The following is a 20,749-nucleotide window of genomic DNA, read 5'->3' as shown; positions in this document are numbered from 1 at the left end:
TGCACTGGTTCCCCTTCAGAAAAGGCGCGACGCTTCATAGGATTCATGGAATACCGGAGGGTGATGCCTCCGGGATGTGTCGGAGTTAGAGCGGCCCTCTGTGCCGCACGGGGCCATGCTGCACAAGAAACCTGATGAGATCGTGGACTGGGGCGACTGGGACAATTTCTGCCGGGTCGTCGAGGCCGGGGGCTTTACTGCCGCGAGTGACCGTAGCGGCGTTCCGAAGTCGTCGATCAGCCTGTCGCTGGCCCGCCTGGAAGCCCGGCTGGGCAATCGGCTGCTTGACCGGACCACGCGCAAGATTCGCGTAACGGATCTGGGTCAGACGCTATATGACCGGATCACGCCTTTGCTGAATGAACTTCGGGAAGCGGATAACGATGCGCGGTCAACACGGCAGCAGGTATCAGGCACGCTACGACTGGCAGCGCCGTATGAAACAGGCAGGATTCATCTGGCGCCGGCACTGGTGAAGCTGCTCAGGGCGCATCCGGATTTGAAGGTCGAGATTGACGATACGCGGAGGATTCCCGACCTGCTGGAGCACCGATACGACATTGCGTTCGTCAAGACCGATGCAAGACTGCCCGACAGTTCGCTGGTCAGCAAACACGTTGTGGCAATGGAACGCGCTTTCTACGCAGCGCCGGAGATGATTGCCAGGCGCGGGCTCCCGCGGCAACTCCCCGATATCGGGTCGTGGCCCATGATCGTGGACGGTGACGATACTTATTGGGATCTGTTTGAAAACGGGCGGGAAGTCGGGCGGGTAGCCGTATGCCCGGCCATCCGGACGCCGAATGTTGAGATTCGCGTGCGCACCGCCATCGAAGGTCTTGGCGTCGTACGGCTGATGCCGGCATACATCGAAGATCAGGTCAAGCGAGGAGAACTGGTGCGGTTGTTCCCTGCATTTCTTTCGTCTCCGCTCAGGGTATATGCGCTGACTCCGGCCCGAAGGCTTGTACCACCCAAGGTAAGAGCATTGCTGAATGCATTCGAAATCCGGGAGACTGACGCGTGACCGCTCCGCTAGCCGGTCCCGGCGTCCTTGATAACTGTCCACTCGAGTACCAGTGATCGCCAGCCTGCGCAAGTGCGAACCACAGCCCCGTCCCGCTGCCCCCGCACCCTACCTTGTTAAGGTATGCTTTCGCCTCCGAAACGATCTTCTCCAGAGGGGCAAATGCGGCGCGTCGTGTTCAATCAGAAGGGTGGCGTGGGCAAGTCGACCATCGTATGCAATCTCGCGGCGATCAGCGCCAGCGAAGGGTTGCGCACGCTTGTCGTCGACCTGGACGCGCAAGGCAATTCGACCCAGTACCTGATGGGCGCGCAGGCAGCCGAAGCCACGCCGACGGCGGCGCATTTCTTCGAGTCGTCGCTGACCTACAGCTTCAAGCCGGTGGACCTGAGCGAGTTCATCCACACGACGCCGTTCGAGAATCTCGATGTGATGCCGGCGCACCCTGACCTGGACTCCCTGCATAGCAAGCTGGAATCGCGCTACAAGATCTACAAGCTGCGCGACGCGCTGATCGAACTGGAATCGGTCTATGACGCGATCTACATCGACACGCCGCCGGCGCTGAACTTCTACACGCGTTCCGCGCTGATCGCGGTGGAGCGCTGCTTGATTCCGTTCGACTGCGACGACTTCTCGCGCCGCGCGCTCTATACGCTGCTCGACAACGTGAAGGAAATCCAGCAGGACCACAACGAAGCGCTGCAGGTCGAAGGCATTGTGATCAACCAGTTCCAGCCGCGCGCGAGCCTGCCTGTCAAGCTCGTTGAGGAACTGGTCAGCGAAGGGCTGCCGGTGCTCGCATCGCGGCTGTCGTCGTCTGTGAAGATCCGCGAATCGCACCAGCATGCCACGCCGATGATCCACCTGGATCCGCGCCACAAGCTGTCGCAGGAGTATCTGGCGCTGCACACCGAACTGGCAGGGTGAAAGTCTGCGGGTGCGGCGTCGGGATTCGATCACGTAGAATTCCGGGCTGCCGCCCTGCCCGCTTTCGTGCCAGGGCATGATTGCCCGCCTGCCATGCCAACACCCAAAGCCACCATTGACCGGTCCACCAGCGAGCAAGCGCTGCAATTGCTCGATGCCGCCACCGCCGAAGTCCTTGCCAATGGCCTCGGCGACCTGTCTCTCCGGAACATGGCCGATGCGCTCGGCACCAGCCACCGGATGCTCATCTACTACTTCGGCTCCGCCGATGGCTTCTGGCAGGCGCTGCTGCACCGAATCCGCCATGCGGAACAGGATGCGCGGCAACGCGTAATCGTCGATGGCATGGATCCGCAAGCCGCGATGGAAGCCGCGTGGGAACGCTACTCGGCGCCTGCCTACCTGCCGATCATGCAACTGCTGTTCGAGATCTACGGCAAGGCAATCCATGACCGCGAACGCTTCAGCGGCTTTCTCGACGACGTGATCGGAAGCTGGGCCACAATGCTCGCCGAGCGCTTCCGGGAAAGCATGGGACTGGATGAGGCCGAGGCACGCCTGAGAGCGCGTGTTGAGGTCGCCATGATGCGGGGGTTGTTGCTCGATCTTGTCACTACCGGTGATCGCGAAGGCACTACGGCGGCCCTGAAATATTTCGCCGGCAAGATGGCGCTGAGTCCCGCCTCCGGCAAACCCTCCGTCTAAGCCTCCTTTTTACTGATGTTCTGCTCGTAAACCCCGATTCCGCCCACCGATGTACCACATGGTACATTGCGTCCTACACCCTGGTTGTCAGGGTGTCTCTCGCAATGAATCAAGGTGGAATATGGACCGGCGACAACTACTTGCCTGGGCGGCTGGTACTGCGGTAGCGATGACGCTGCCGGGTATCGTGCAGGCGCAGACTTTTCCCTCCAAACCCGTGCGGCTCGTGGTGCCGCAAGCCGGCGGCACCGGCAATGACGTGCTGGCCCGTGCCCTCGCGGAAAAGCTCGCGCAGGCGTGGAAGCAGCCTGTCGTCGTCGAGAACAAGCCGGGCGCCAACGGCACTCTGGCAATCGGCTACGTGCTGGGACAGCCGGCGGACGGGCATACGCTGTTCTTTGCCGGTGTCTCCAACCTGGCCTTCAACCCGTTCCTCTATCCCAAGCTGCCGTATAACCCGACCCGCGACCTCACCGGTGTCGCAATGCTTGCCAGTTCGCCGTTCGTGTTCGTTGCGGCCCCGTCGCTGAACGTGAGCACGTTCCAGGACTTCGTGCGCATGGCGAAGGCGCGTCCGGGCGAGATCAGCTTTGCGTCGGGCGGCATCGGCAACTCTACGCATCTGGCCATGGAACTGGTGGCCGAGCGCACCGGCATCCGCATGCAGCATGTGCCGTTCAACGGCACCGGCGGTTCCACGAGCCTGATGAGCGGGCAGACGCCGGTGATGATGAACGTGATTGCCGGCGTGCAGCCCTTCTTCGCGAGCAAGAAGCTGGTCCCGCTGGCCGTGACCGGCGACAAGCGTTTGCCGGCACTCCCAACGGTGCCCACCTTCAAGGAACTCGGCTATGACGTGCAGGTGCCCGGCTGGTACGCCATCGTGGCGCGCGCGGGCACGCCAGCGAGCGTGGTCCAGAAGGTCAATGCTGATATCAACCAGGTCCTCGACGATCCCGGCTTCCGCGAAAAGCTCGGCTACCAGTTCCTTGACCCGATCAAGGGGCCGCCGACCGAAGTCGAGCGCTACATGAAGCGCGATGCCGACGCCTGGGGCCCGATCATCCGGCGCCTGAACATTTCCCTCTGAGTATCGAGATTGATATGGCACACCTTAGCAAGGCAGTACACGACTATCGCCTGTCGGCCATGCACCGGCTGATGGACCGCCTGAGCGTCGATGCGCTGGTCTTCGGCACGCCCGACTTCTTCCAGTACGCGACTAATTACCAGCTCGATGTCTGGCCGTGGGAGCGGCCTGTATTCGTTATCGTGCCGCGCAACGGCGAAACCTTCGCGGTCATGAACGAGCTGTCGACGAACCACCTGCGCTTCGCCACCAGCAAGGACACTGTGTGGATGACCGACGTCACGTTCTACGCCGAGCACCCGCGCGTGTCGAATCGGCTGCCGTTGCCCGCGCAACTGCCCGAGGTCGTCGCCGCGCTGCTCAGCGCCAAGGGGCTGGGCATGTCGCGCATCGCGGTCGACACGCAGCACCCGATTCTGGTCGGCGCGCAGCGCTACCTGCCCGAACTGACCTTGCGCCCGTCGCTTGCGGAAATGCGTAGCCTGCGCTGGGTCAAGCATGCCGAGGAGCATCAGGTCATGCGCGACCTCGCGTCGCTGACCGACTGGGTGCAGGACCGCTACCGCGAAAACATCCGCCCCGGCCGGCTCGTGCAGGAACTCGATCACGCGATGGCCGCGCTGATGGTGGAAGAAGCAGCGAACCGCTTCCCCGGCGAGGACTTCGACATCCTGAAATGCTGGACGCTGGCGGGCGCCGCGTCAGCCTCGCCGCACGGCGACGGTGCCGCCTGCGGGTCGCGCATTGCGCGCGGCGATACCATCGTCAACCTGATCCTGCCGCGCCTCAATGGCCTCCATGTCGAGAACGAACGTACATGGTTCTGCGGCCGGCCCGACAGCGAGCAGTCGCGGCTTTACCAGGTCGCGGCACAAGCGACCGACGCTGCGGTGGCCGCTGCAGTTGTTGGCAAGCGCGTGTGCGACATGGACGCCGCGGCGCAGGCCGTGATCGAAGCCGCCGGCTGCGGGCAGTATGTCTTCCACCGGACCGGCCACGCGGTCGGGCTGATGCTGCACGAGTATCCCGAGGACATGGCCTTCAATACCCGGCCGCTGCTGGCGGGCGAAGTCTACTCATCGGAACCGGGGCTGTATGTCTACGGGCTAGGTGGATTCCGGCTCGATGACACCGTCATCGTCGGAGAGAGGCCGGAAGTGATCGTCAAGACGCCGAAGACTCTCGAATACGCCACCGTGGCATAGGCACGTTGTGGCCGCCCCCTGCATGGCGGAAGCGCTATGCCAGCGTCAGTCCGCCATGCGCCAGCACTTGCCGAAACACTTCCAGCCGCGCATCGCCCGTCTCGGCCAGCTTCCGGCACACGTGCATATGCTGCTCCATGTCGCTGTGCCCGCGCAGCACCTCCTCGAATTCCTGCTCGGAGATTTCGAGGTGAACACCGGTCAGGATCGCGCGGCCCCGGCCGACACGCGAACTGACGATGGCTGGCGGCGCGTCTTCGATATCCGCGTAGACGGCCAGTACTTCCGTACCGGCACCGGGCGCCTTACCGAAATCGAAGCGGCAGCCGCCGTGGTAATGCGTGTAGGCCGAGATCGGCGCACCCGCCAGTTGGCCCGTGGTACGCAATTCGACCGCCGCGGCCGTGCGCGGCGTCCCGTCATAGAGCCGCCCGCCGGTCAGTTCGGGCAGCGAGCCCACCGCGACAGCGTCGACGAAGCTCAGCTCGCGCGAACCGCAGATCGCACCGCGCGTGCCGGCGTGGAACGCCAGCTCCCGGCACGCGTAGTAGGCGCCCGCACAGATCCCCAGGTAGACGCCGCCCTCTTCGACAAAACGCCGGATGCGCGCATTGGGCGCGCCATTGAGTTTCGCGCAGTATGGCAGGTCGGCGCCGCCGGGCATGACGAACATGACCGCGTCGTCGAACAGCGTCGGGTCATGCCGGATATCCGATGCCATGACCGCACGCATCTCATATGTGCCGGACTGCAGTTGCTGCCCGATGGTGCGCATCAGGCAGGCGGTCCAGTCGGACGCGCCGGCATCGATGTAGGTCAGGATGTGGGGCTTTGACATCTTGGGCGGCGGCCGGGGGCCACGTAGGGGCATTGCTTCCGAGTGTATTCCAGTACCGGCAATAGCCCCGCCTTACATATCGAGCGGCACGGCGCTGGTGCACTTGATCTCGTCCAGGCACACGCTTGACTTCACGCCGCTCACGCCCGGAATGCGCATCAGCGTGTCGAGCAGGAAGTCCGACAGCGACTTCAGGTCCTTGGCGACGACCTTCAGCACGTAGTCGATATCGCCCGTCACAGAGAAGCACTCCTGGATCTGCGCGAGTTCCGCCACCAGGCTCTTGAAGTTCGACAGGTCGCGGATATGGCCGCGTTCCATGGTCACGTGGATAAAGGCCACCACGCCAAGGCCGAGCGCCGCGGCATCGAGCCGCGCCTCGTAGCGCTTGATGATGCCGCTCTCCTCCAGGCGGCGGTGGCGTCGCAAAGTCTGTGCCGGCGACAGCGCAATCGCTTCGGCCAGTTCCAGGTTGGAAGCCCTGCCTTGCTCCTGCAAAACGCCCAGCAGGCGCCGATCCGTACGGTCCAGCTCAATGGCTTGCACTTTTGTTTCCCCTAAGCAAGTTTTTGCACAATCCGATTTCGTAATTCAGGGTTTCCCTGCGTCATTAATGAAATCCAATTTTGTCGGCCAGAATATACACTGCATCCCAGATTGGCAATGCCGATGAGGAGCCGCAGAGACTTCCAGCGGTTGCCAGAGCGCGCCGCAGGTCAGGATCGCGGCGCACGGTTCGCAATATTATTTCCCGGCCACCCGGCCGGTACAGCAAGCGCCCCATGACCACCTGCCTGCCGTCTCCGCTGCCTGCCGATCGCCAAAGCGACGTCTGCCGACACGACGCCCGGCCGCTGCTCCCGGCGCTTGCCCGCCTTCCCTGATTCCACGCCGCCACGCGGCACTCCGCGCGGCGCGTGAGATCGAAATACTTACCTTCCCCTGTGAGACACACCATGGCCGACCTCTTTGACAACCCGATGCAACTGATGGGCTTCGAATTCGTCGAATTCGCCTCGCCCACCCCCAATGTGCTCGAGCCGCTGTTCGAGAAGATGGGTTTCACGCTGGTCGCCCGCCACCGTTCCAAGGACGTGCTGCTGTATCGCCAGGGCGAGGTCAACTTCATCGTCAACCGCGAGCCCCACAGCCACGCCGCCTACTTCGCCGCCGAGCACGGCCCGAGCGCCTGCGGCATGGCGTTCCGCGTGAAGGATTCGCACAAGGCCTATGCCCGCGCGCTGGAACTGGGCGCGCAGCCGGTTGAAATCCCGACCGGGCCGATGGAACTGCGCCTGCCCGCGATCAAGGGCATCGGCGGCGCGCCGCTGTACCTGATCGACCGCTTCGAGGAAGGCAAGTCGATCTATGACATCGACTTCGAATTCATCGAAGGCGTGGACCGCCACCCCGTGGGCCACGGCCTGAAGCTGGTCGACCACCTGACGCACAACGTCTACCGTGGCCGCATGGCCTACTGGGCCAACTTCTACGAGAAGCTGTTCAACTTCCGGGAAATCCGCTACTTCGACATCAAGGGCGAATACACCGGCCTGACCTCCAAGGCCATGACCGCGCCGGATGGCAAGATCCGCATTCCGCTGAACGAAGAGTCGTCGAAGGGCGCGGGCCAGATCGAGGAATTCCTGATGGCCTTCAACGGCGAGGGCATCCAGCACATCGCCTTCCTGACGGACAACCTGATCGAAGTCATCGACAACCTGCAGCTCGCCGGCGTCGAACTGATGACCGCGCCGAACGACTACTACTACCAGGCCCTGGAAAATCGCCTGCCGGGCCACGGCCAGCCGGTGGACCAGCTCAAGGCCCGCGGCATCCTGCTGGACGGCACCACCGAAGGCGGCAAGCCGCGCCTGCTGCTGCAGATCTTTTCGAAGACTGTGCTCGGCCCGGTGTTCTTCGAATACATCCAGCGCAGCGGCGACGACGGCTTCGGCGAAGGCAACTTCAAGGCGCTGTTCGAGTCGCTGGAACGCGACCAGATCGAGCGTGGCACCCTCAAGGTCGAAGCCTGATCCGGCTCTGACCGTCACCGTCGCCGGGCGCGGTACCCCGTTCCCGGCGGTCTTCAAGGCCCAGGCGTCCCACCCTCCTCACATTAAGAGACGCCAGGCTCCGCATGCCATTCCATAAGAGTGGGTAGAGGAAACAATTCATGGTTGAAAGCAATAATGACGGCACGCTGAAGCGTGGCCTCAAGAACCGGCACATCCAGCTGATCGCGCTCGGCGGCGCGATCGGCACCGGGCTGTTCCTGGGCATCGCCCAGACCATCAAGATGGCCGGCCCCTCGGTGCTGCTCGGCTACGCGGTAGCGGGCATCGTGGCGTTCTTCATCATGCGCCAGCTCGGCGAGATGGTCGTCGATGAACCCGTGGCGGGCTCGTTCAGCTACTTCGCCAACAAGTACTGTGGCCACTTCGCCGGCTTCATGTCGGGCTGGAACTACTGGGTGCTGTACATCCTGGTCAGCATGGCCGAGCTGTCGGCGGTCGGCATCTATGTCCAGTACTGGTGGCCCGGCATCCCGACCTGGATCTCGGCGCTGGCGTTCTTCCTGATCATCAACGCGATCAACCTGTCGAGCGTGAAGTCCTTCGGCGAGATGGAGTTCTGGTTCTCGATCGTCAAGGTCGTCGCCATCATCGGCATGATCGGCTTCGGCGGCTACCTGCTGATGTCCGGTAATGCCGGTCCGCAGGCCAGCATCACGAACCTGTGGCAGCACGGCGGCTTCTTCCCGAACGGCCTGGGCGGCCTGGTCATGGCCATGGCGGTGATCATGTTCTCGTTCGGCGGACTGGAGCTTGTCGGCATCACGGCGGCGGAAGCAGATCAACCGGAAAAGAGCATCCCGAAGGCGACCAACCAGGTCATCTACCGTATCCTGATTTTCTACGTTGGCGCGCTGGCCGTGCTGCTGTCGCTGTACCCGTGGGAAAACGTCGTGACCGGCGGCAGCCCGTTCGTGCTGATCTTCCATGCGCTGAACAGCAACTGGGTCGCCAATGTGCTGAACGTTGTCGTGCTGACGGCCGCGCTGTCGGTCTATAACAGCGGCGTGTACTGCAACAGCCGCATGCTGTTCGGCTTGGCCCAGCAGGGCAATGCGCCGAAGTCGCTGCTCAAGGTCAGCAAGCGCGGCATTCCGCTGACGGCGCTGGGCGTGTCGGCGGCGGCCACCGGCCTGTGTGTGCTGATCAACTACTTCATGCCGGGCAAGGCGTTTGAACTGCTGATGGGCCTGGTGGTTTCGGCCCTGATCATCAACTGGGCCATGATCAGCATCATTCACCTGAAGTTCCGCGCCGACAAGCGCAAGGCTGGTCAGGAAACGCGCTTCAAGAGCTTCGGCTACCCGCTCACGAACTACCTGTGCCTGGCTTTCCTGGGCGGCATCCTGGTCGTGATGTACCTGACCGATGGCCTGCGCATCTCGGTGTACCTGATCCCGGTGTGGCTGGCGGTTCTGGGCATCAGCTACCGCCTGCGGCAGAAGAATGCCGTGCCGGCCCTGCAGGGCAGCGTCTCGGCCCAGTAAGCCTCCCGGCGGCGCGTTCACGACGCTTCATGGCGCGCCGCCGGTTACACTTCAGTCTGTGCGCCCGGTGCAAGGCCTGCGGCGCGCTCCCAGCCCCGACTCCAGAATCCTGAGAATCCCATGTTTGCACATATCGAGGCCTTTCCTGGCGACCCGATCCTTTCGCTCAACGAAGACTTCCAGAAGGACCCGCGCACCGACAAGGTCAACCTGAGCATCGGCATCTATTTCGACGACGAAGGCCGGCTGCCGGTCATGGAAGCTGTCGAAAAGGCCGAGGCCGCGCTGCTGGCCGACATGGGCCCGCGCCCCTACCTGCCGATGTCGGGCCTGGTGGCCTACCGCAATGCCGTGCAGGCGCTGGTGTTCGGCGAGGACAGCGCGGCCCGCGCGACCGGCCGCGTCGCCACGCTGCAGACGCTGGGCGGCTCGGGCGCGCTGCGCGTGGGTGCCGATTTTCTGAAGCGCTACTTCCCGCAGTCGCAGGTGTGGATCAGCGACCCGAGCTGGGAAAACCACCGCGTGGTGTTCGAGCGCGCGGGCTTCACCGTCAACACGTATCCGTACTACGACGATGCCACCGGCGGCCTGAAGTTCGACGCCATGGTCGATGCGATCAGCAAGCTGCCCAAGCAGAGCATCGTCCTGCTGCACGCGTGTTGCCACAACCCGACCGGCGTGGACCTGAACCAGGACCAGTGGCGCCAGCTGATCGGCGTGCTGAAGGCCAAGGAACTGCTGCCGTTCGTCGACATGGCCTACCAGGGCTTTGGCGAAGGCCTGGACGAAGACGCGTTCGCCATCCGCGAGCTGGACCGCCAGGGCGTGCCGTGCCTGGTCGCGAACTCGTTCTCGAAGAACTTCTCGCTGTATGGCGAGCGTTGCGGCGGCCTGAGCGTGGTGTGCAACAGCGCGGCCGAAGCGGCCAATGTGCTGGGCCAGCTGACCGGTGCCGTGCGCGCCAACTACAGCAACCCGCCGACGCACGGCGCGCGCGTGGTGGCCAAGGTGCTGACCACGCCCGAACTGCGCACGCTGTGGCAGCAGGAACTGGCCGCGATGTGCAACCGCATCACCCGCATGCGCGAGGCCATCCACCACCACCTGCGCGACCACGTCAGCGGCGAAGCGCTGTCGCGCTACCTGACCCAGCGCGGTATGTTCACGTACACCGGCCTCACCGCGGAGCAGGCCGACCGCCTGCGCGAAGACCACGGCGTGTACCTGTTGCGCTCGGGCCGCATGTGCGTCGCCGGTCTCAATGAACGCAATGTGACCGTGGTGGCCAAGGCCATCGCCGCGGTGCTCGGCGGCAGGTAAGCCGCGCGCCACAACGCGGTCCGGGCACTCCCCCGGACCGCGCTTTTCTTTCGCCCGTCCCTTCCCTTCCTCTGCGCGGTTCAGCGCGCTCCCTTCGCCACCGCTTCTGCACACGTCGCCCGTTCGTAGTACAAACGCAGGGTCGGCGGGCAGTGGCACGTCGCGTGCCGGCTACGCCATTCCGTGAAGTGCCTGCCCCTGATGCAGGCAAACCATCCTGAAGGGTATCGCCATGAACATTGATCTGTCGGGCAAGACCGCCCTGGTTTCGGGCTCCACTGCAGGTATCGGCTTCGCCACCGCGCGCGGCCTCGCACAAGCCGGCGCGCGCGTCGTCCTCAACGGCCGCAAGGCGGATGCACTGGCGAAGGCGGCGGACACGCTGCGCGCAGAGGCGCTGGACGCGGACCTGATTCCCTTCGCGGGCGATCTGGCCACGCAGCAAGGCGTGGATGCGCTGCTCGCGCAGGTACCGGCGGTCGATATTCTGGTCAACAACCTCGGCATCTTCAATCCGCAGGACTTCTTCGAAACGCCCGACAGCGAATGGACGCGGTTCTTCGAAACCAATGTGATGTCAGGGGTGCGCCTGTCCCGCGCCTATGCGCCGGGCATGGTGCAGCGCAAGTGGGGCCGCATCGTGTTCATCTCCTCCGAATCGGGGCTCAACATTCCGGTCGAGATGATCCACTACGGTTTCTCCAAGACCGCGCAACTCGCGGTCTCGCGCGGGCTGGCTAAACGGCTGGCTGGCACCGGCGTGACAGTGAACGCCGTACTGCCCGGGCCGACGCTGTCCGAAGGCGTCGAGGAAATGCTTGCTGACGAAGTCAGGCGCACCGGCAAGCCCGTGGAGGAAGTGGCCGCCGATTTCGTCAGGACCCATCGCAGCACATCCATCATCCAGCGTGCGGCGACCGTCGACGAGGTGGCCAATATGGTCGTCTATGTGTGCTCGAAGCAGGCATCCGCGACCACGGGCGCCGCGCTGCGCGTCGATGGCGGCGTGGTCGACACCATCGCGTAATCGCATGAACGAAGCTGTCGTAATTTCTACATGTGTGCTGAAAATTTGAGGCACGCAACGTAGCATGTGCGTGGCGCGGGTGCTCCCGCGCCATCGGCACCGATCTTGCTCGCTCTGGCGCAACAGCGCAGGCGCAAGCCGTCGTGGCAGTGCGCCGCGAAAGGATCGCGCATGCCCCATCACCATCCAGACGGCCCGGACCGCCCGACCCGGCGCCGCTTCCTGCAATCCGCCGCGCTGACAGCGTCGGCGGCCGCGCTGCCCGCTGCCTATGCGGCCGAGCAACCCGCCGCGTCCGCCCCGGCTCAGGTGCCGCCGCCCGTGCCCGCCAGGCCAGTCCGGTTGCATATCAACGGCAAGGAATACGCCCTGTCGCTGGAACCGCGCGTGACGCTGCTCGACGCGCTGCGCGAGGTGGTCGGCCTGACCGGCGCCAAGAAAGGCTGTGACCATGGCCAGTGCGGCGCATGCACCGTACTCAGCGATGGCCGGCGCATCAATGCCTGCCTGACGCTTGCAGTCATGCAGGAAGGCCGCCACATCACCACGATCGAAGGGCTCGCCGATGGCGAAACCCTGCATCCCATGCAGGCCGCGTTTGTCGCACGCGACGCACTGCAGTGCGGCTTCTGCACGCCGGGCCAGATCTGCTCGGCGGTCGGGATGCTCGCGGAAGCACGGGCCGGCGCTGCCAGCACCGTGCAGCCTCCACCTGCTGCGTTGCCGCAGTCGCTCAGCGACGCAGAGATCCGCGAGCGCATGAGCGGCAATATCTGCCGCTGCGGCGCCTACCAGAATATCGTGGCCGCGGTGCGCGATGCCACTGGCGCGATGCGCCGCAGCTGAGGCGCAACGATGACCCCGTTCACTTATCACCGTGCCACTACCGTGGAGGAAGCGCTGCAGCTGGGCCGCCAGCCCGGCACCCGCTATATCGGCGGCGGCACCAACCTGCTCGATCTCGCCAAGGCAGGCGTGGAGCACCCAATACATCTCGTCGATGTCGGATGGCTGCCGCTTGCCACGATCGAATCGCTTTCCGATGGCGGCGTGCGCATCGGCGCCACGGCCAGCAATACCGACACCGCCAACCACGCGCTGATCCGCGAGCGCTACCCGCTGTTGTCGCAGGCGCTGCTTGCCGGGGCTTCCGGCCAGCTGCGCAATATGGCGACAGTAGCCGGCAACCTGATGCAGCGCACGCGCTGCCACTATTTCTACGACACCGGCTTCAGCGCGTGCAACAAGCGTGCGCCGGGATCGGGGTGCGGGGCGCTGCAGGGCGTGCATCGCATGCATGCCATCCTTGGCGCGAGCGAGCATTGCATCGCCGTCAACCCTTCCGACATGAGCGTGGCACTGGCCGCGCTGGAAGCCGTTGTCGTGGTGCGCAGCGATGGCGGCGAACGCCGCATCGCGATCGCTGACTTCCACCGCCTGCCGGGCAACACGCCGCAGTTCGACACGGTGCTGCGGCCCGGCGAAATGATCGTCGCGGTAGACCTGCCGCCGTCGCGGCTGGCAGGACATTGCCATTACCTCAAGGTCCGTGACCGCGCGAGCTATGCGTTTGCACTGGTGTCCGTGGCCGCGGCGCTGGAACTCGATGGCAGGAACGTACGCAGCGCAAGACTGGCGCTGGGCGGTGTCGCACACAAGCCATGGCGCGTGCCGGCGGCCGAGCAAGTCCTGGTGGGACGCCCGCTCAGCACCCCAGCCGCCAGCGAAGCGGCACGCCTGCTGCTGGACGGCGCGCGGCCGCTTCCCAATAACGCCTACAAGCTCACCCTGGCGCAGCATGCCGTGGTGCGCGCGCTGGGCATCGCAGCCGGAGGCCTGGCATGAACGTGATCGGCGCCCCGCTAGACCGCACCGACGGTGCCCTCAAGGTCACCGGCCGCGCACGCTATGCCGCGGACAATCCGCTGCCCGGACTATTGCACGCGGTACTGGTGACCAGCACCGTTGCCAGCGGTGATATCGCGTCCATGGATACTGCCGTAGCCGAGCGCATGCCCGGCGTACGCAAGGTGATGACGCCGTTCAACGCGCCGCGGCTGCCGCAGGCCGGCAAGGCCGCAGCGGGCAAGCCACCGGCCGGGCGCGTACTGAACCTGCTGCAGGAGACGGAAGTCCACTACAACAACCAGCCGTTGGCCGTGGTCGTTGCCGATACGCTGGAACAGGCGCGCGACGCCGCTGCGCATATCGTCATCCGCTACAGGACGAAGACGCCGGTGCTCGACTTCGCCGCGGCCCGCGCGAGCGCGTACAAGCCCAAGGAAGCCAAGGATGAGCCGGCGGACAGCTCGCGCGGCGACATGTCCGCCACCGACGGCGCGGCGGCGCGCCTCGACGCCACCTACTCCACGCCACTTGAAACCCACAACCCGATGGAGCCGCACGCCACGGTTGCGGCCTGGCAAGGCGACATGCTCACGCTGTACGATGCCACGCAGTACGTGAGCGGCGTGCGCAAGACCGTCGCGCAAACCCTGGGCGTGCAGCCATCGAACGTGCGGGTGGTCTGCCCCTTCGTGGGCGGTGGCTTTGGCTGCAAGGGCTCGACGTGGTCGCACGTGGTGCTCGCCGCCATGGCCGCGCGCGAAGCCGGGCATCCGGTCAAGCTGGTGCTGGACCGCCCGCAGATGTTCGGCCCCGTGGGCGGACGGCCACGCACCGAGCAACATGTCGTACTGGCCGCGCGCGCCGACGGCACGCTTACCAGCATGCGCCACGAGGTGACGGCCTGCACCTCGTTCATGGAAGACTGGCTGGAACCGTGTGCGCTACTCACGCGCATGCTGTATGCCGTACCGAACCAGCAGACCAGCCACCGCCTGCTCAAGCTGAACATCGGTACGCCGACCTTCATGCGCGCGCCTGGCGAGGCGTCGGGCAGCTTTGCGCTCGAATGCGCGATGGATGAGCTGGCGTACAAGCTTGGCATGGACCCGGTTGCGCTGCGGTTGTGCAACTACGCCGACGCGGATCCCGGCAAGGAACTGCCATTCTCGAGCAAGTCGCTGCGGGAGTGCTACCGCGACGCTGCCGCGCGCTTTGGCTGGGCGCAGCGCAATCCGGCACCGCGTTCCATGCGAACTGAAGATGGCCGGCTCGTCGGCATGGGCATGGCCACGACGACCTATCCTGCCAACCGCTCGGCCGCCAGCGCACTGGCGCGCATCCTGCCTGACGGCACGGCGCTGGTGCAGTCGGGCTCGCAAGATCTGGGAACAGGCACCTTCACCGTGATGACGCAGGTTGCTGCCGACGCCCTGGGCCTGCCACCGGACAAGGTCCGCTTCGAGCTCGGCGACACCAATTTCCCCGAAGCCCCGGTATCGGGTGGATCGCAATCGGTCGCCAGCGTCGCCCCTGCGGTGCAGGCGGCATGCATGGCGGCGCGGCTGGCGCTGGTGAAGCTGGCCGTTGCGGACGCGGCCTCGCCGCTATCCGGCGCGCCGCCCGAGGATGTCGATGTCGTCGACGGCTGGCTGCAGCGGCGGTCCGAGCCATCGCGCCGCGAACCCGTGGCGGCGCCCATTGCGCGGCGCGGCGGCCAGCCTGTCGAAGCGCGCATGAGTGCGCGGCCTGGCGACGAGCGCAAAAAATTCTCGATGCACAGCTTTGGCGCGGTGTTCGCGGAAGTCCACGTCGACCCGGACCTGGGCGAGATCCGCATGCAGCGCATCGTGGCCAGCTATGGCGTGGGGCGGCTGCTGAACCGCAAGACGGCCCACAGCCAGCTCATGGGAGGTATCGTATGGGGCCTGAGCATGGCGCTGCACGAGCAGTCCGAACTGGATCTGGTTAGCGGCCGTATCGCCAATGGCAACCTGGCCGAATATCATGTGCCGGTCAACGCTGATGTCGGCGCTATCGACATTGCGGTGCTGGACGAGGATGATCCGCATATCAACGTGCTTGGCACCAAGGGCATCGGCGAGATCGGCATTGTCGGCGTGGCCGCGGCGCTGGCCAACGCGGTGTATCACGCAACGGGAAAACGCATCCGCGATTTGCCGCTGACGGTCGACAAGCTGGTCGCCTGAAGCGCAATAGCCAGCAGTAGCCCGCAGTAGCCAAAATGAACAACGAAGAAACGGGAGAACCCATTGTCAGAGCCGCAAACCTTCAGTCCTACGGGCCGCTTGCGCACACGCCGCGCAAAGCCATGGCTGTTCGGGCTGTGCGCGCTTGCAGCAGCGCCGGCCTGGGCGCAAACGCCGGCGCCGCTGGCCGAATGGCAGTTTTCGGCCGGCATACCGCTCGAAAAGCTGTTCGAGGACACCATTCCGGACTGGGAAGTCCGCCTCGGTGGCGCGGCCATGGTGCGGCCGCGCTACGACGGTTCATCAAACTACATCGTGGTGGGCGGCCCCAGCATCGATATCCGCTATCGCGATATTGCGTTTGCCTCGATCGGCGAAGGTCTCGGCGTCAATGTGCTGCGCGGCAAGAACTGGCGCGCAGGCATTGCGCTCTCCTATAACCTCGGCAGGCGCGCCAAGGAGACGTCGCCGCTGCTCGATGGCATGGAGAATATCAATCCGGCGCCCGAAGCGAAGCTGTTCGCTGAATATGCGGTGTCGAAGGAATTCCCGCTGGTGATGCGTGTCGACGCGCGTCGCAGCCTGGGCGGCTCCGACGGCTGGATCGGCGACATTGGCGCCTACATGCCCATGCCGGGCAGCTCCGAGAAGTTCTTCTGGTTCGCGGGCCCGACGATGACACTCGCCGACTCGCGGTACATGAATGCGTGGTACGGCGTGAGCGCCTCGCAGGCGCGACCGGGACGGCCGCAATTCAGCCCATCTGGCGGCGTACGCTCCTATGGCTTCGGCGTCAGCGCGGTCTGGTTCTTCGACAAGCACTGGTTTGCCACGACCGACGTGGCCGTCATGCAACTGGTTGGTGACGCGAAGCGCAGCCCGCTCACGCAGAGCTCGACAAACGGCGTGTTCGACGTGTCGGTCAACTATCAGTTCTGAGCCACAGACCGATAAAAAAGACGCGGCACGGCCTCCCATCGAGGCGGTGCCGCGCGATAGCCCATCCTGGCGACGCTTACTGTGCTGCGGCCTTGTCAGGCATTGCCTTCTTGGTGTGCTTCTGCGCGTGCGTCTTGTCCTTGTGGGCGCTCTTCTGCACCTTGGCGGGTTCCTTCGACTCTGGCGCGGCGGCAGGCGCTTGCGCATACGCTCCAGCGGCGAACAGGCCCAGGGTCAGGATGGCAAGTACTTTCTTCATTGTCGGTCTCCCGGAAGGACGCGCGATATTGCGCGTTGCCTGTAAAAACGCGGGGCGCGCACGCGCTGTTGACGCGTCCCGCGTGGGACTGTGTAACCGATTATTTCTGCCAGATATCAAGATTGCGATGCCGCAAATCTAAGTCAATGTGACTTAAAGCTCGCAGCGCCCTGCCGATAAAGGAAGCATCCCGATATTCAAGAATCGTACGAACGTGGCCCCCCGTGACGTGCGGCAATCCGCTAGTTAATCCGTCAACCGGAGAACCACCATGAGTACGATCGAAGCCACTGCGGCAAGCCCGCTTATCCCGCTCACCCAGGATGCCACCCTCCCCGCGAGCGCCGATGACGTGGCGGCAGCCACCAGCAGCGATGCCACCGGCATGCCGGGCATCGCCGCCGCGCGACCAAGCTCCGAAGTCCATATCTCGATGTCGGGCAACGCCCTGTCTGGCACGCGCGGCGCTAAGGAGACTGCCTCCAAGGACAGCGACATCGACAACAGCAACCTGCCCGACAACGTCAAGAAGCTGATCAAGCGCATGCGCGAGCTGCGCGAGAAGCTGGAGCAGAAAGCGCAGGAACTGCAGGAGCTCAGCCACAGCACGGCCGGCAGTCCCGAGCAGCGCCGCATGCGGATGGAAGCGCTGCGCGCCGAAGTCGGCGCGCTGACGGCTGCCATGAACAAGGTCGGCGCCGACCTTGCTCAGGCCACGCGCAAGTTCACCAGCGACGAGAAGAAGGTGGTGGGCAGCCTGGTGATGGGCTGACCCATCGCCTCGCCGCACTGATTGCCAGCGTTTAACCTGCATCGCAGGCTCTCGGATGTGACCGCTCTTGGACAAAGGTGCGGTCCGCCACCGCCACCGTTTCCGAAATCGCCTAGTCTGAAAAACAGGCACTTATCCCGGGGATGAACAGTGGCAGCCGCCCGATCCGCACGACAAACCAGCAAGCATCGCCGCCACGGCCGCCATGTGCGCCGCTGGTCAAAGCAGGTAAGCGAACGCAGTGACTCGCTCGACCTCGAACCTGACATATTCAAGCACACCGACCCGAAAGAGATTGCCGCTTCGCTGAAGCGCTCGGCCGAACACAGCCGCCGGCGCAAAGGCACGGCGTACCAGTCGGCGATGTCGATGCTCAACTTCTACATCAACCGCGCGGGCCGCAACCTGTCCAAGACGCAGCGCGCCACGTTGCAGCGCGCCAAGGGCAAGCTGCGCGAGGCGCTCGGCCGCACCGCGTGACCGCAGAGAGGAGAATCCATGGATACCGCAAGCGAATTGCAGGCCACGATCCGGACAATGGTGCAGCCGGGCAAGGGATTGCTCGCCGCCGATGAGAGCGGCCCGACCATCGCCAAGCGCTTCACCACGATCGGCGTGGAATCGAACGAAGAGAACCGCCGCGCGTGGCGCAGCCTGTTGCTGTCCACACCAGGGCTTGGCGCGCATATCAGCGGTGTGATCCTGTATGAGGAAACGCTGGGCCAGCGCGCCGACGACGGCACGCCGCTGCCCGAGCTTTGCGCGCGCCAGGGCATCGTGCCCGGCATCAAGGTGGACAAGGGAAAGGTTCCACTCGTGAATGCGCCCGGTGACGAGATCACCGAAGGTCTGGACGGACTGCCAAAGCGACTGGAGGCCTACCGCCAGCAAGGCGCGCGCTTTGCAAAGTGGCGCGCGGTGTTCAACGTGTCGGACACGCTGCCGAGCGCGCTGGCGGTGCAGGCCAATGCGCAGGTGCTCGCAGCGTATGCGGCAATCTGCCAGGCGTCAGGCATCGTGCCGATCGTGGAACCCGAGGTGCTGATGGATGGCGATCATGGGCTGGCGCGCTCCGCTGCGGTGACGGAGCGCGTGCTCCATGCGGTGTTTCACGCGTTGCATCGCTATGGGGTCGTGCTCGAACACATGGTGCTCAAGCCGAGCATGGTCATCGCAGGCAAGAAAAGCGCGCAGCAAACATCCGTGCAAGACGTCGCGACCGAAACGGTGCGCGTGCTGAAGCGCACGGTCCCCGGCGCGGTACCCGGCATCTTCTTCCTGTCCGGCGGACAGACACCGGAACAGGCGACAGCAAACCTGGATGCCATGAACCGGCTGGGTCCGCTGCCGTGGCCGCTGAGCTTTTCCTACGGGCGCGCGCTGCAGGAGCCGCCGCTGGCGGCATGGCGCGGGCAGGCCGCAAATGTCGGGAAGGCGCAGCAGGCGCTGCTGCAAAGGTCGCTTCTTAACGGCCAGGCGTGTCAGGGACAGTACGAGGCAGCGCAGGAATCGATGGAAAAAGTGGGGTAAGCCACGGAGGCGGCCAGCGGCTAGGCGTCAGGGCCCCGCCGCTTGCGCCCCGTCACCATGGCCAGCACAAGGTTCTCCTTGCCCGCCACGCTGAACACGATGGCGGCCAGCACGTGCAGCACGATCAGCGCCGTCAGCATATCGGCAAGCACGGCGTGGATATCGACTGGCCAGTCTTCGCCCCAGAGTGCATCGAGCCGCGACATCCAGCCCGTGACGGCAAGCGCGAGGATCAGCGCCCACATCAGCAGCATTATGACGGCGCCGAGCGGCGTGTGGCTCAGGAAGCGTGGCGCGCGGCGCTGCGCGAGCGCCTTCGCGTAGGCGAGCACGCCGGCCGGCCGTGGTACCCATGCGCGGAAACGCGCATGTTCGCTGCCGACAAACCCCCACACGATGCGTAACACCACGAGACCAGCAGCCACATAGCCGAGCATGCGGTGCAGACGGCCGCCGGAATCGTCGATCAGGTTCCAGAAGACGATGGCCGCCACGCTCCAGTGCGTGATGCGCACGGCCACGTCCCAGACGCGGACCGACTCGTGGTCCTGCATGGCGGTACCGGAAACGACGGAACCGTTACTGTTACTTCTCGATCTCCGACTTCACGATCTCCAGGCTCTTGGTATCGAAGTAGATCTCTGCCTTCTTGCCTTCCTTGGTGGTGCCGTAAATCTCGTAGCAGTTGCCATCGACCTTGAACTTCTTGATGACATAGCCCTGCGCCTCGATCTTGGCGCGCGCGTCGGCTTCCTTCATCCACTCGGCCTTGGGATGCGCTACGCATTTGGCACTGGCGAGCGCACCGGTGGAAAACGCGGCGGCCACGGCGAAAGCAAGGATCTTGAACATGGAAATCTCCGGCATAGGCGCCCGGTATGGGCGGCGACGGACTAATCGTAACCTGAAACGGGAACCATTCTCAATACCGGGTTTCCCTATGTTGCCTGAAACTGATTTCTGTCCGCCGCCTCGCTCGGCCGGGTACTGAGCAGGAACCCCCCTCAGAGCCCCAGATCCGACAGCCCCGGATGATCATCCGGACGGCGGCCGAGCGGCCAGCGGAACTTGCGCTCCGACTCCTTGATGGGCATGTCGTTGATGCAGGCGTAGCGATTAACCATCAGGCCATCGTCACTGAATTCCCAGTTCTCGTTGCCATACGAGCGAAACCAGTTGCCCGAATCATCGTGCCATTCATAGGCATAGCGCACCGCGATGCGATTGCCGCCGAAGGCCCACAGTTCCTTGATGAGCCGGTAGTCGAGTTCCTTCTTCCACTTGCGCTCCAGGAACGCGCGCGCCTCGTCGCGGCCATTGGCGAACTCGGCGCGGTTGCGCCAGCGCGTGTCGAGACTGTAGGCAAGAGACACCTTCGCGGCATCGCGCGTGTTCCAGCCATCTTCGGCAAGACGGACCTTCTCGATGGCGGATTCGCGTGTGAACGGCGGAAGTGGCGGACGGGTTTCGGCGTTGGAAGACATGGGAGC

General features: G+C 64.5%; 22 protein-coding genes. 16 read left to right on the top strand and 6 right to left on the bottom strand.

Annotated features, from left to right (window positions below; all coding sequences use genetic code 11):
• The first annotated feature begins 115 nt into the window (after positions 1-115).
• The 5 genes from K2O51_RS11325 to K2O51_RS11305 all read left to right on the top strand — a co-directional run bounded on the left by K2O51_RS11325 (position 116) and on the right by K2O51_RS11305 (position 4,957).
• Positions 116-1,027: a LysR family transcriptional regulator gene (locus tag K2O51_RS11325; protein ID WP_041680229.1), complete on the top strand. Its 912-nt coding sequence runs from the start codon at positions 116-118 to the stop codon at positions 1,025-1,027.
• A gap of 162 nt (positions 1,028-1,189) precedes the next feature.
• Positions 1,190-1,957, top strand: coding sequence for a ParA family protein (locus tag K2O51_RS11320; RefSeq protein ID WP_011300611.1), 768 nt, complete (start codon positions 1,190-1,192; stop codon positions 1,955-1,957).
• A gap of 93 nt (positions 1,958-2,050) precedes the next feature.
• Positions 2,051-2,662, top strand: coding sequence for a TetR/AcrR family transcriptional regulator (locus K2O51_RS11315; RefSeq protein WP_011300612.1), 612 nt, complete (start codon positions 2,051-2,053; stop codon positions 2,660-2,662).
• Positions 2,663-2,783: 121 nt separating this feature from the next.
• Entirely contained in the window at positions 2,784-3,752 is a 969-nt protein-coding gene (locus K2O51_RS11310) for a Bug family tripartite tricarboxylate transporter substrate binding protein (RefSeq protein WP_220630242.1), read from the top strand.
• Positions 3,753-3,766: 14 nt separating this feature from the next.
• Entirely contained in the window at positions 3,767-4,957 is a 1,191-nt protein-coding gene (locus K2O51_RS11305; protein ID WP_140950628.1) for a M24 family metallopeptidase, read from the top strand.
• 34 nt (positions 4,958-4,991) lie between these two features.
• Here the strand turns inward: K2O51_RS11305 and K2O51_RS11300 are convergent, their stop codons facing one another.
• The gene (locus K2O51_RS11300) at positions 4,992-5,795 is read right to left on the bottom strand and encodes a BPL-N domain-containing protein (RefSeq protein WP_140950629.1); all 804 of its coding nucleotides are present in this window, start codon (positions 5,793-5,795) and stop codon (positions 4,992-4,994) included.
• Positions 5,796-5,867: 72 nt separating this feature from the next.
• Positions 5,868-6,341, bottom strand: coding sequence for an Lrp/AsnC family transcriptional regulator (locus K2O51_RS11295; RefSeq protein WP_220630241.1), 474 nt, complete (start codon positions 6,339-6,341; stop codon positions 5,868-5,870).
• 410 nt (positions 6,342-6,751) lie between these two features.
• On the opposite strand from K2O51_RS11295, the gene hppD reads away from it, so the two are divergent.
• The 8 genes from hppD to K2O51_RS11255 all read left to right on the top strand — a co-directional run bounded on the left by hppD (position 6,752) and on the right by K2O51_RS11255 (position 16,698).
• On the top strand, positions 6,752-7,831 hold the full coding sequence (gene hppD, locus K2O51_RS11290; protein ID WP_011300617.1) for a 4-hydroxyphenylpyruvate dioxygenase: 1,080 nt from the start codon (positions 6,752-6,754) through the stop codon (positions 7,829-7,831).
• A gap of 140 nt (positions 7,832-7,971) precedes the next feature.
• Entirely contained in the window at positions 7,972-9,357 is a 1,386-nt protein-coding gene (locus K2O51_RS11285) for an amino acid permease (protein ID WP_140950630.1), read from the top strand.
• A gap of 120 nt (positions 9,358-9,477) precedes the next feature.
• Positions 9,478-10,677: an amino acid aminotransferase gene (locus K2O51_RS11280; protein ID WP_140950631.1), complete on the top strand. Its 1,200-nt coding sequence runs from the start codon at positions 9,478-9,480 to the stop codon at positions 10,675-10,677.
• A gap of 232 nt (positions 10,678-10,909) precedes the next feature.
• Positions 10,910-11,704, top strand: coding sequence for an SDR family NAD(P)-dependent oxidoreductase (locus K2O51_RS11275; protein WP_011300620.1), 795 nt, complete (start codon positions 10,910-10,912; stop codon positions 11,702-11,704).
• Positions 11,705-11,875: 171 nt separating this feature from the next.
• Entirely contained in the window at positions 11,876-12,550 is a 675-nt protein-coding gene (locus K2O51_RS11270) for a (2Fe-2S)-binding protein (protein ID WP_011300621.1), read from the top strand.
• A gap of 9 nt (positions 12,551-12,559) precedes the next feature.
• Positions 12,560-13,549, top strand: coding sequence for an FAD binding domain-containing protein (locus K2O51_RS11265; RefSeq protein WP_220630240.1), 990 nt, complete (start codon positions 12,560-12,562; stop codon positions 13,547-13,549).
• Positions 13,546-15,759: a xanthine dehydrogenase family protein molybdopterin-binding subunit gene (locus K2O51_RS11260; protein WP_220630239.1), complete on the top strand. Its 2,214-nt coding sequence runs from the start codon at positions 13,546-13,548 to the stop codon at positions 15,757-15,759. The genes K2O51_RS11265 and K2O51_RS11260 overlap by 4 nt, the downstream gene beginning before the upstream one ends.
• Positions 15,760-15,858: 99 nt before the next feature.
• Entirely contained in the window at positions 15,859-16,698 is an 840-nt protein-coding gene (locus K2O51_RS11255; protein WP_041680231.1) for a MipA/OmpV family protein, read from the top strand.
• 76 nt (positions 16,699-16,774) lie between these two features.
• Here the strand turns inward: K2O51_RS11255 and K2O51_RS11250 are convergent, their stop codons facing one another.
• Positions 16,775-16,957, bottom strand: coding sequence for a hypothetical protein (locus tag K2O51_RS11250; RefSeq protein WP_011300625.1), 183 nt, complete (start codon positions 16,955-16,957; stop codon positions 16,775-16,777).
• A 271-nt stretch (positions 16,958-17,228) separates the two neighbouring features.
• Between K2O51_RS11250 and K2O51_RS11245 the strand changes: the two genes are divergently transcribed.
• From K2O51_RS11245 to K2O51_RS11235, 3 genes are all read left to right on the top strand, one after another.
• Positions 17,229-17,729, top strand: coding sequence for a hypothetical protein (locus K2O51_RS11245; protein WP_220630237.1), 501 nt, complete (start codon positions 17,229-17,231; stop codon positions 17,727-17,729).
• Positions 17,730-17,879: 150 nt separating this feature from the next.
• Positions 17,880-18,209: a DUF3175 domain-containing protein gene (locus tag K2O51_RS11240; RefSeq protein ID WP_220630236.1), complete on the top strand. Its 330-nt coding sequence runs from the start codon at positions 17,880-17,882 to the stop codon at positions 18,207-18,209.
• Positions 18,210-18,227: 18 nt separating this feature from the next.
• Positions 18,228-19,259: a class I fructose-bisphosphate aldolase gene (locus K2O51_RS11235; RefSeq protein WP_220630235.1), complete on the top strand. Its 1,032-nt coding sequence runs from the start codon at positions 18,228-18,230 to the stop codon at positions 19,257-19,259.
• A 20-nt stretch (positions 19,260-19,279) separates the two neighbouring features.
• Here K2O51_RS11235 and K2O51_RS11230 read toward each other — a convergent pair whose 3' ends face one another.
• The 3 genes from K2O51_RS11230 to K2O51_RS11220 form a co-directional block, all read right to left on the bottom strand.
• The gene (locus tag K2O51_RS11230; RefSeq protein WP_220630234.1) at positions 19,280-19,813 is read right to left on the bottom strand and encodes a cytochrome b/b6 domain-containing protein; all 534 of its coding nucleotides are present in this window, start codon (positions 19,811-19,813) and stop codon (positions 19,280-19,282) included.
• A gap of 31 nt (positions 19,814-19,844) precedes the next feature.
• Positions 19,845-20,111 carry a PepSY domain-containing protein gene (locus K2O51_RS11225; RefSeq protein WP_011300630.1) on the bottom strand — a complete coding sequence of 89 codons (267 nt, stop codon included), beginning with the start codon at positions 20,109-20,111 and terminating at the stop codon, positions 19,845-19,847.
• Between the two features lie 152 nt (positions 20,112-20,263).
• The gene (locus K2O51_RS11220; protein WP_140950634.1) at positions 20,264-20,743 is read right to left on the bottom strand and encodes a nuclear transport factor 2 family protein; all 480 of its coding nucleotides are present in this window, start codon (positions 20,741-20,743) and stop codon (positions 20,264-20,266) included.
• Between the last annotated feature and the right edge of the window lie 6 nt (positions 20,744-20,749).

Origin of the sequence: Cupriavidus pinatubonensis, from assembly GCF_019602855.1 — a bacterium.
GTDB lineage: Bacteria > Pseudomonadota > Gammaproteobacteria > Burkholderiales > Burkholderiaceae > Cupriavidus > Cupriavidus pinatubonensis.
The sequence above is the reverse complement of the archived record's forward strand: the minus strand, read 5'-3'. Positions and strand labels throughout refer to the sequence as shown.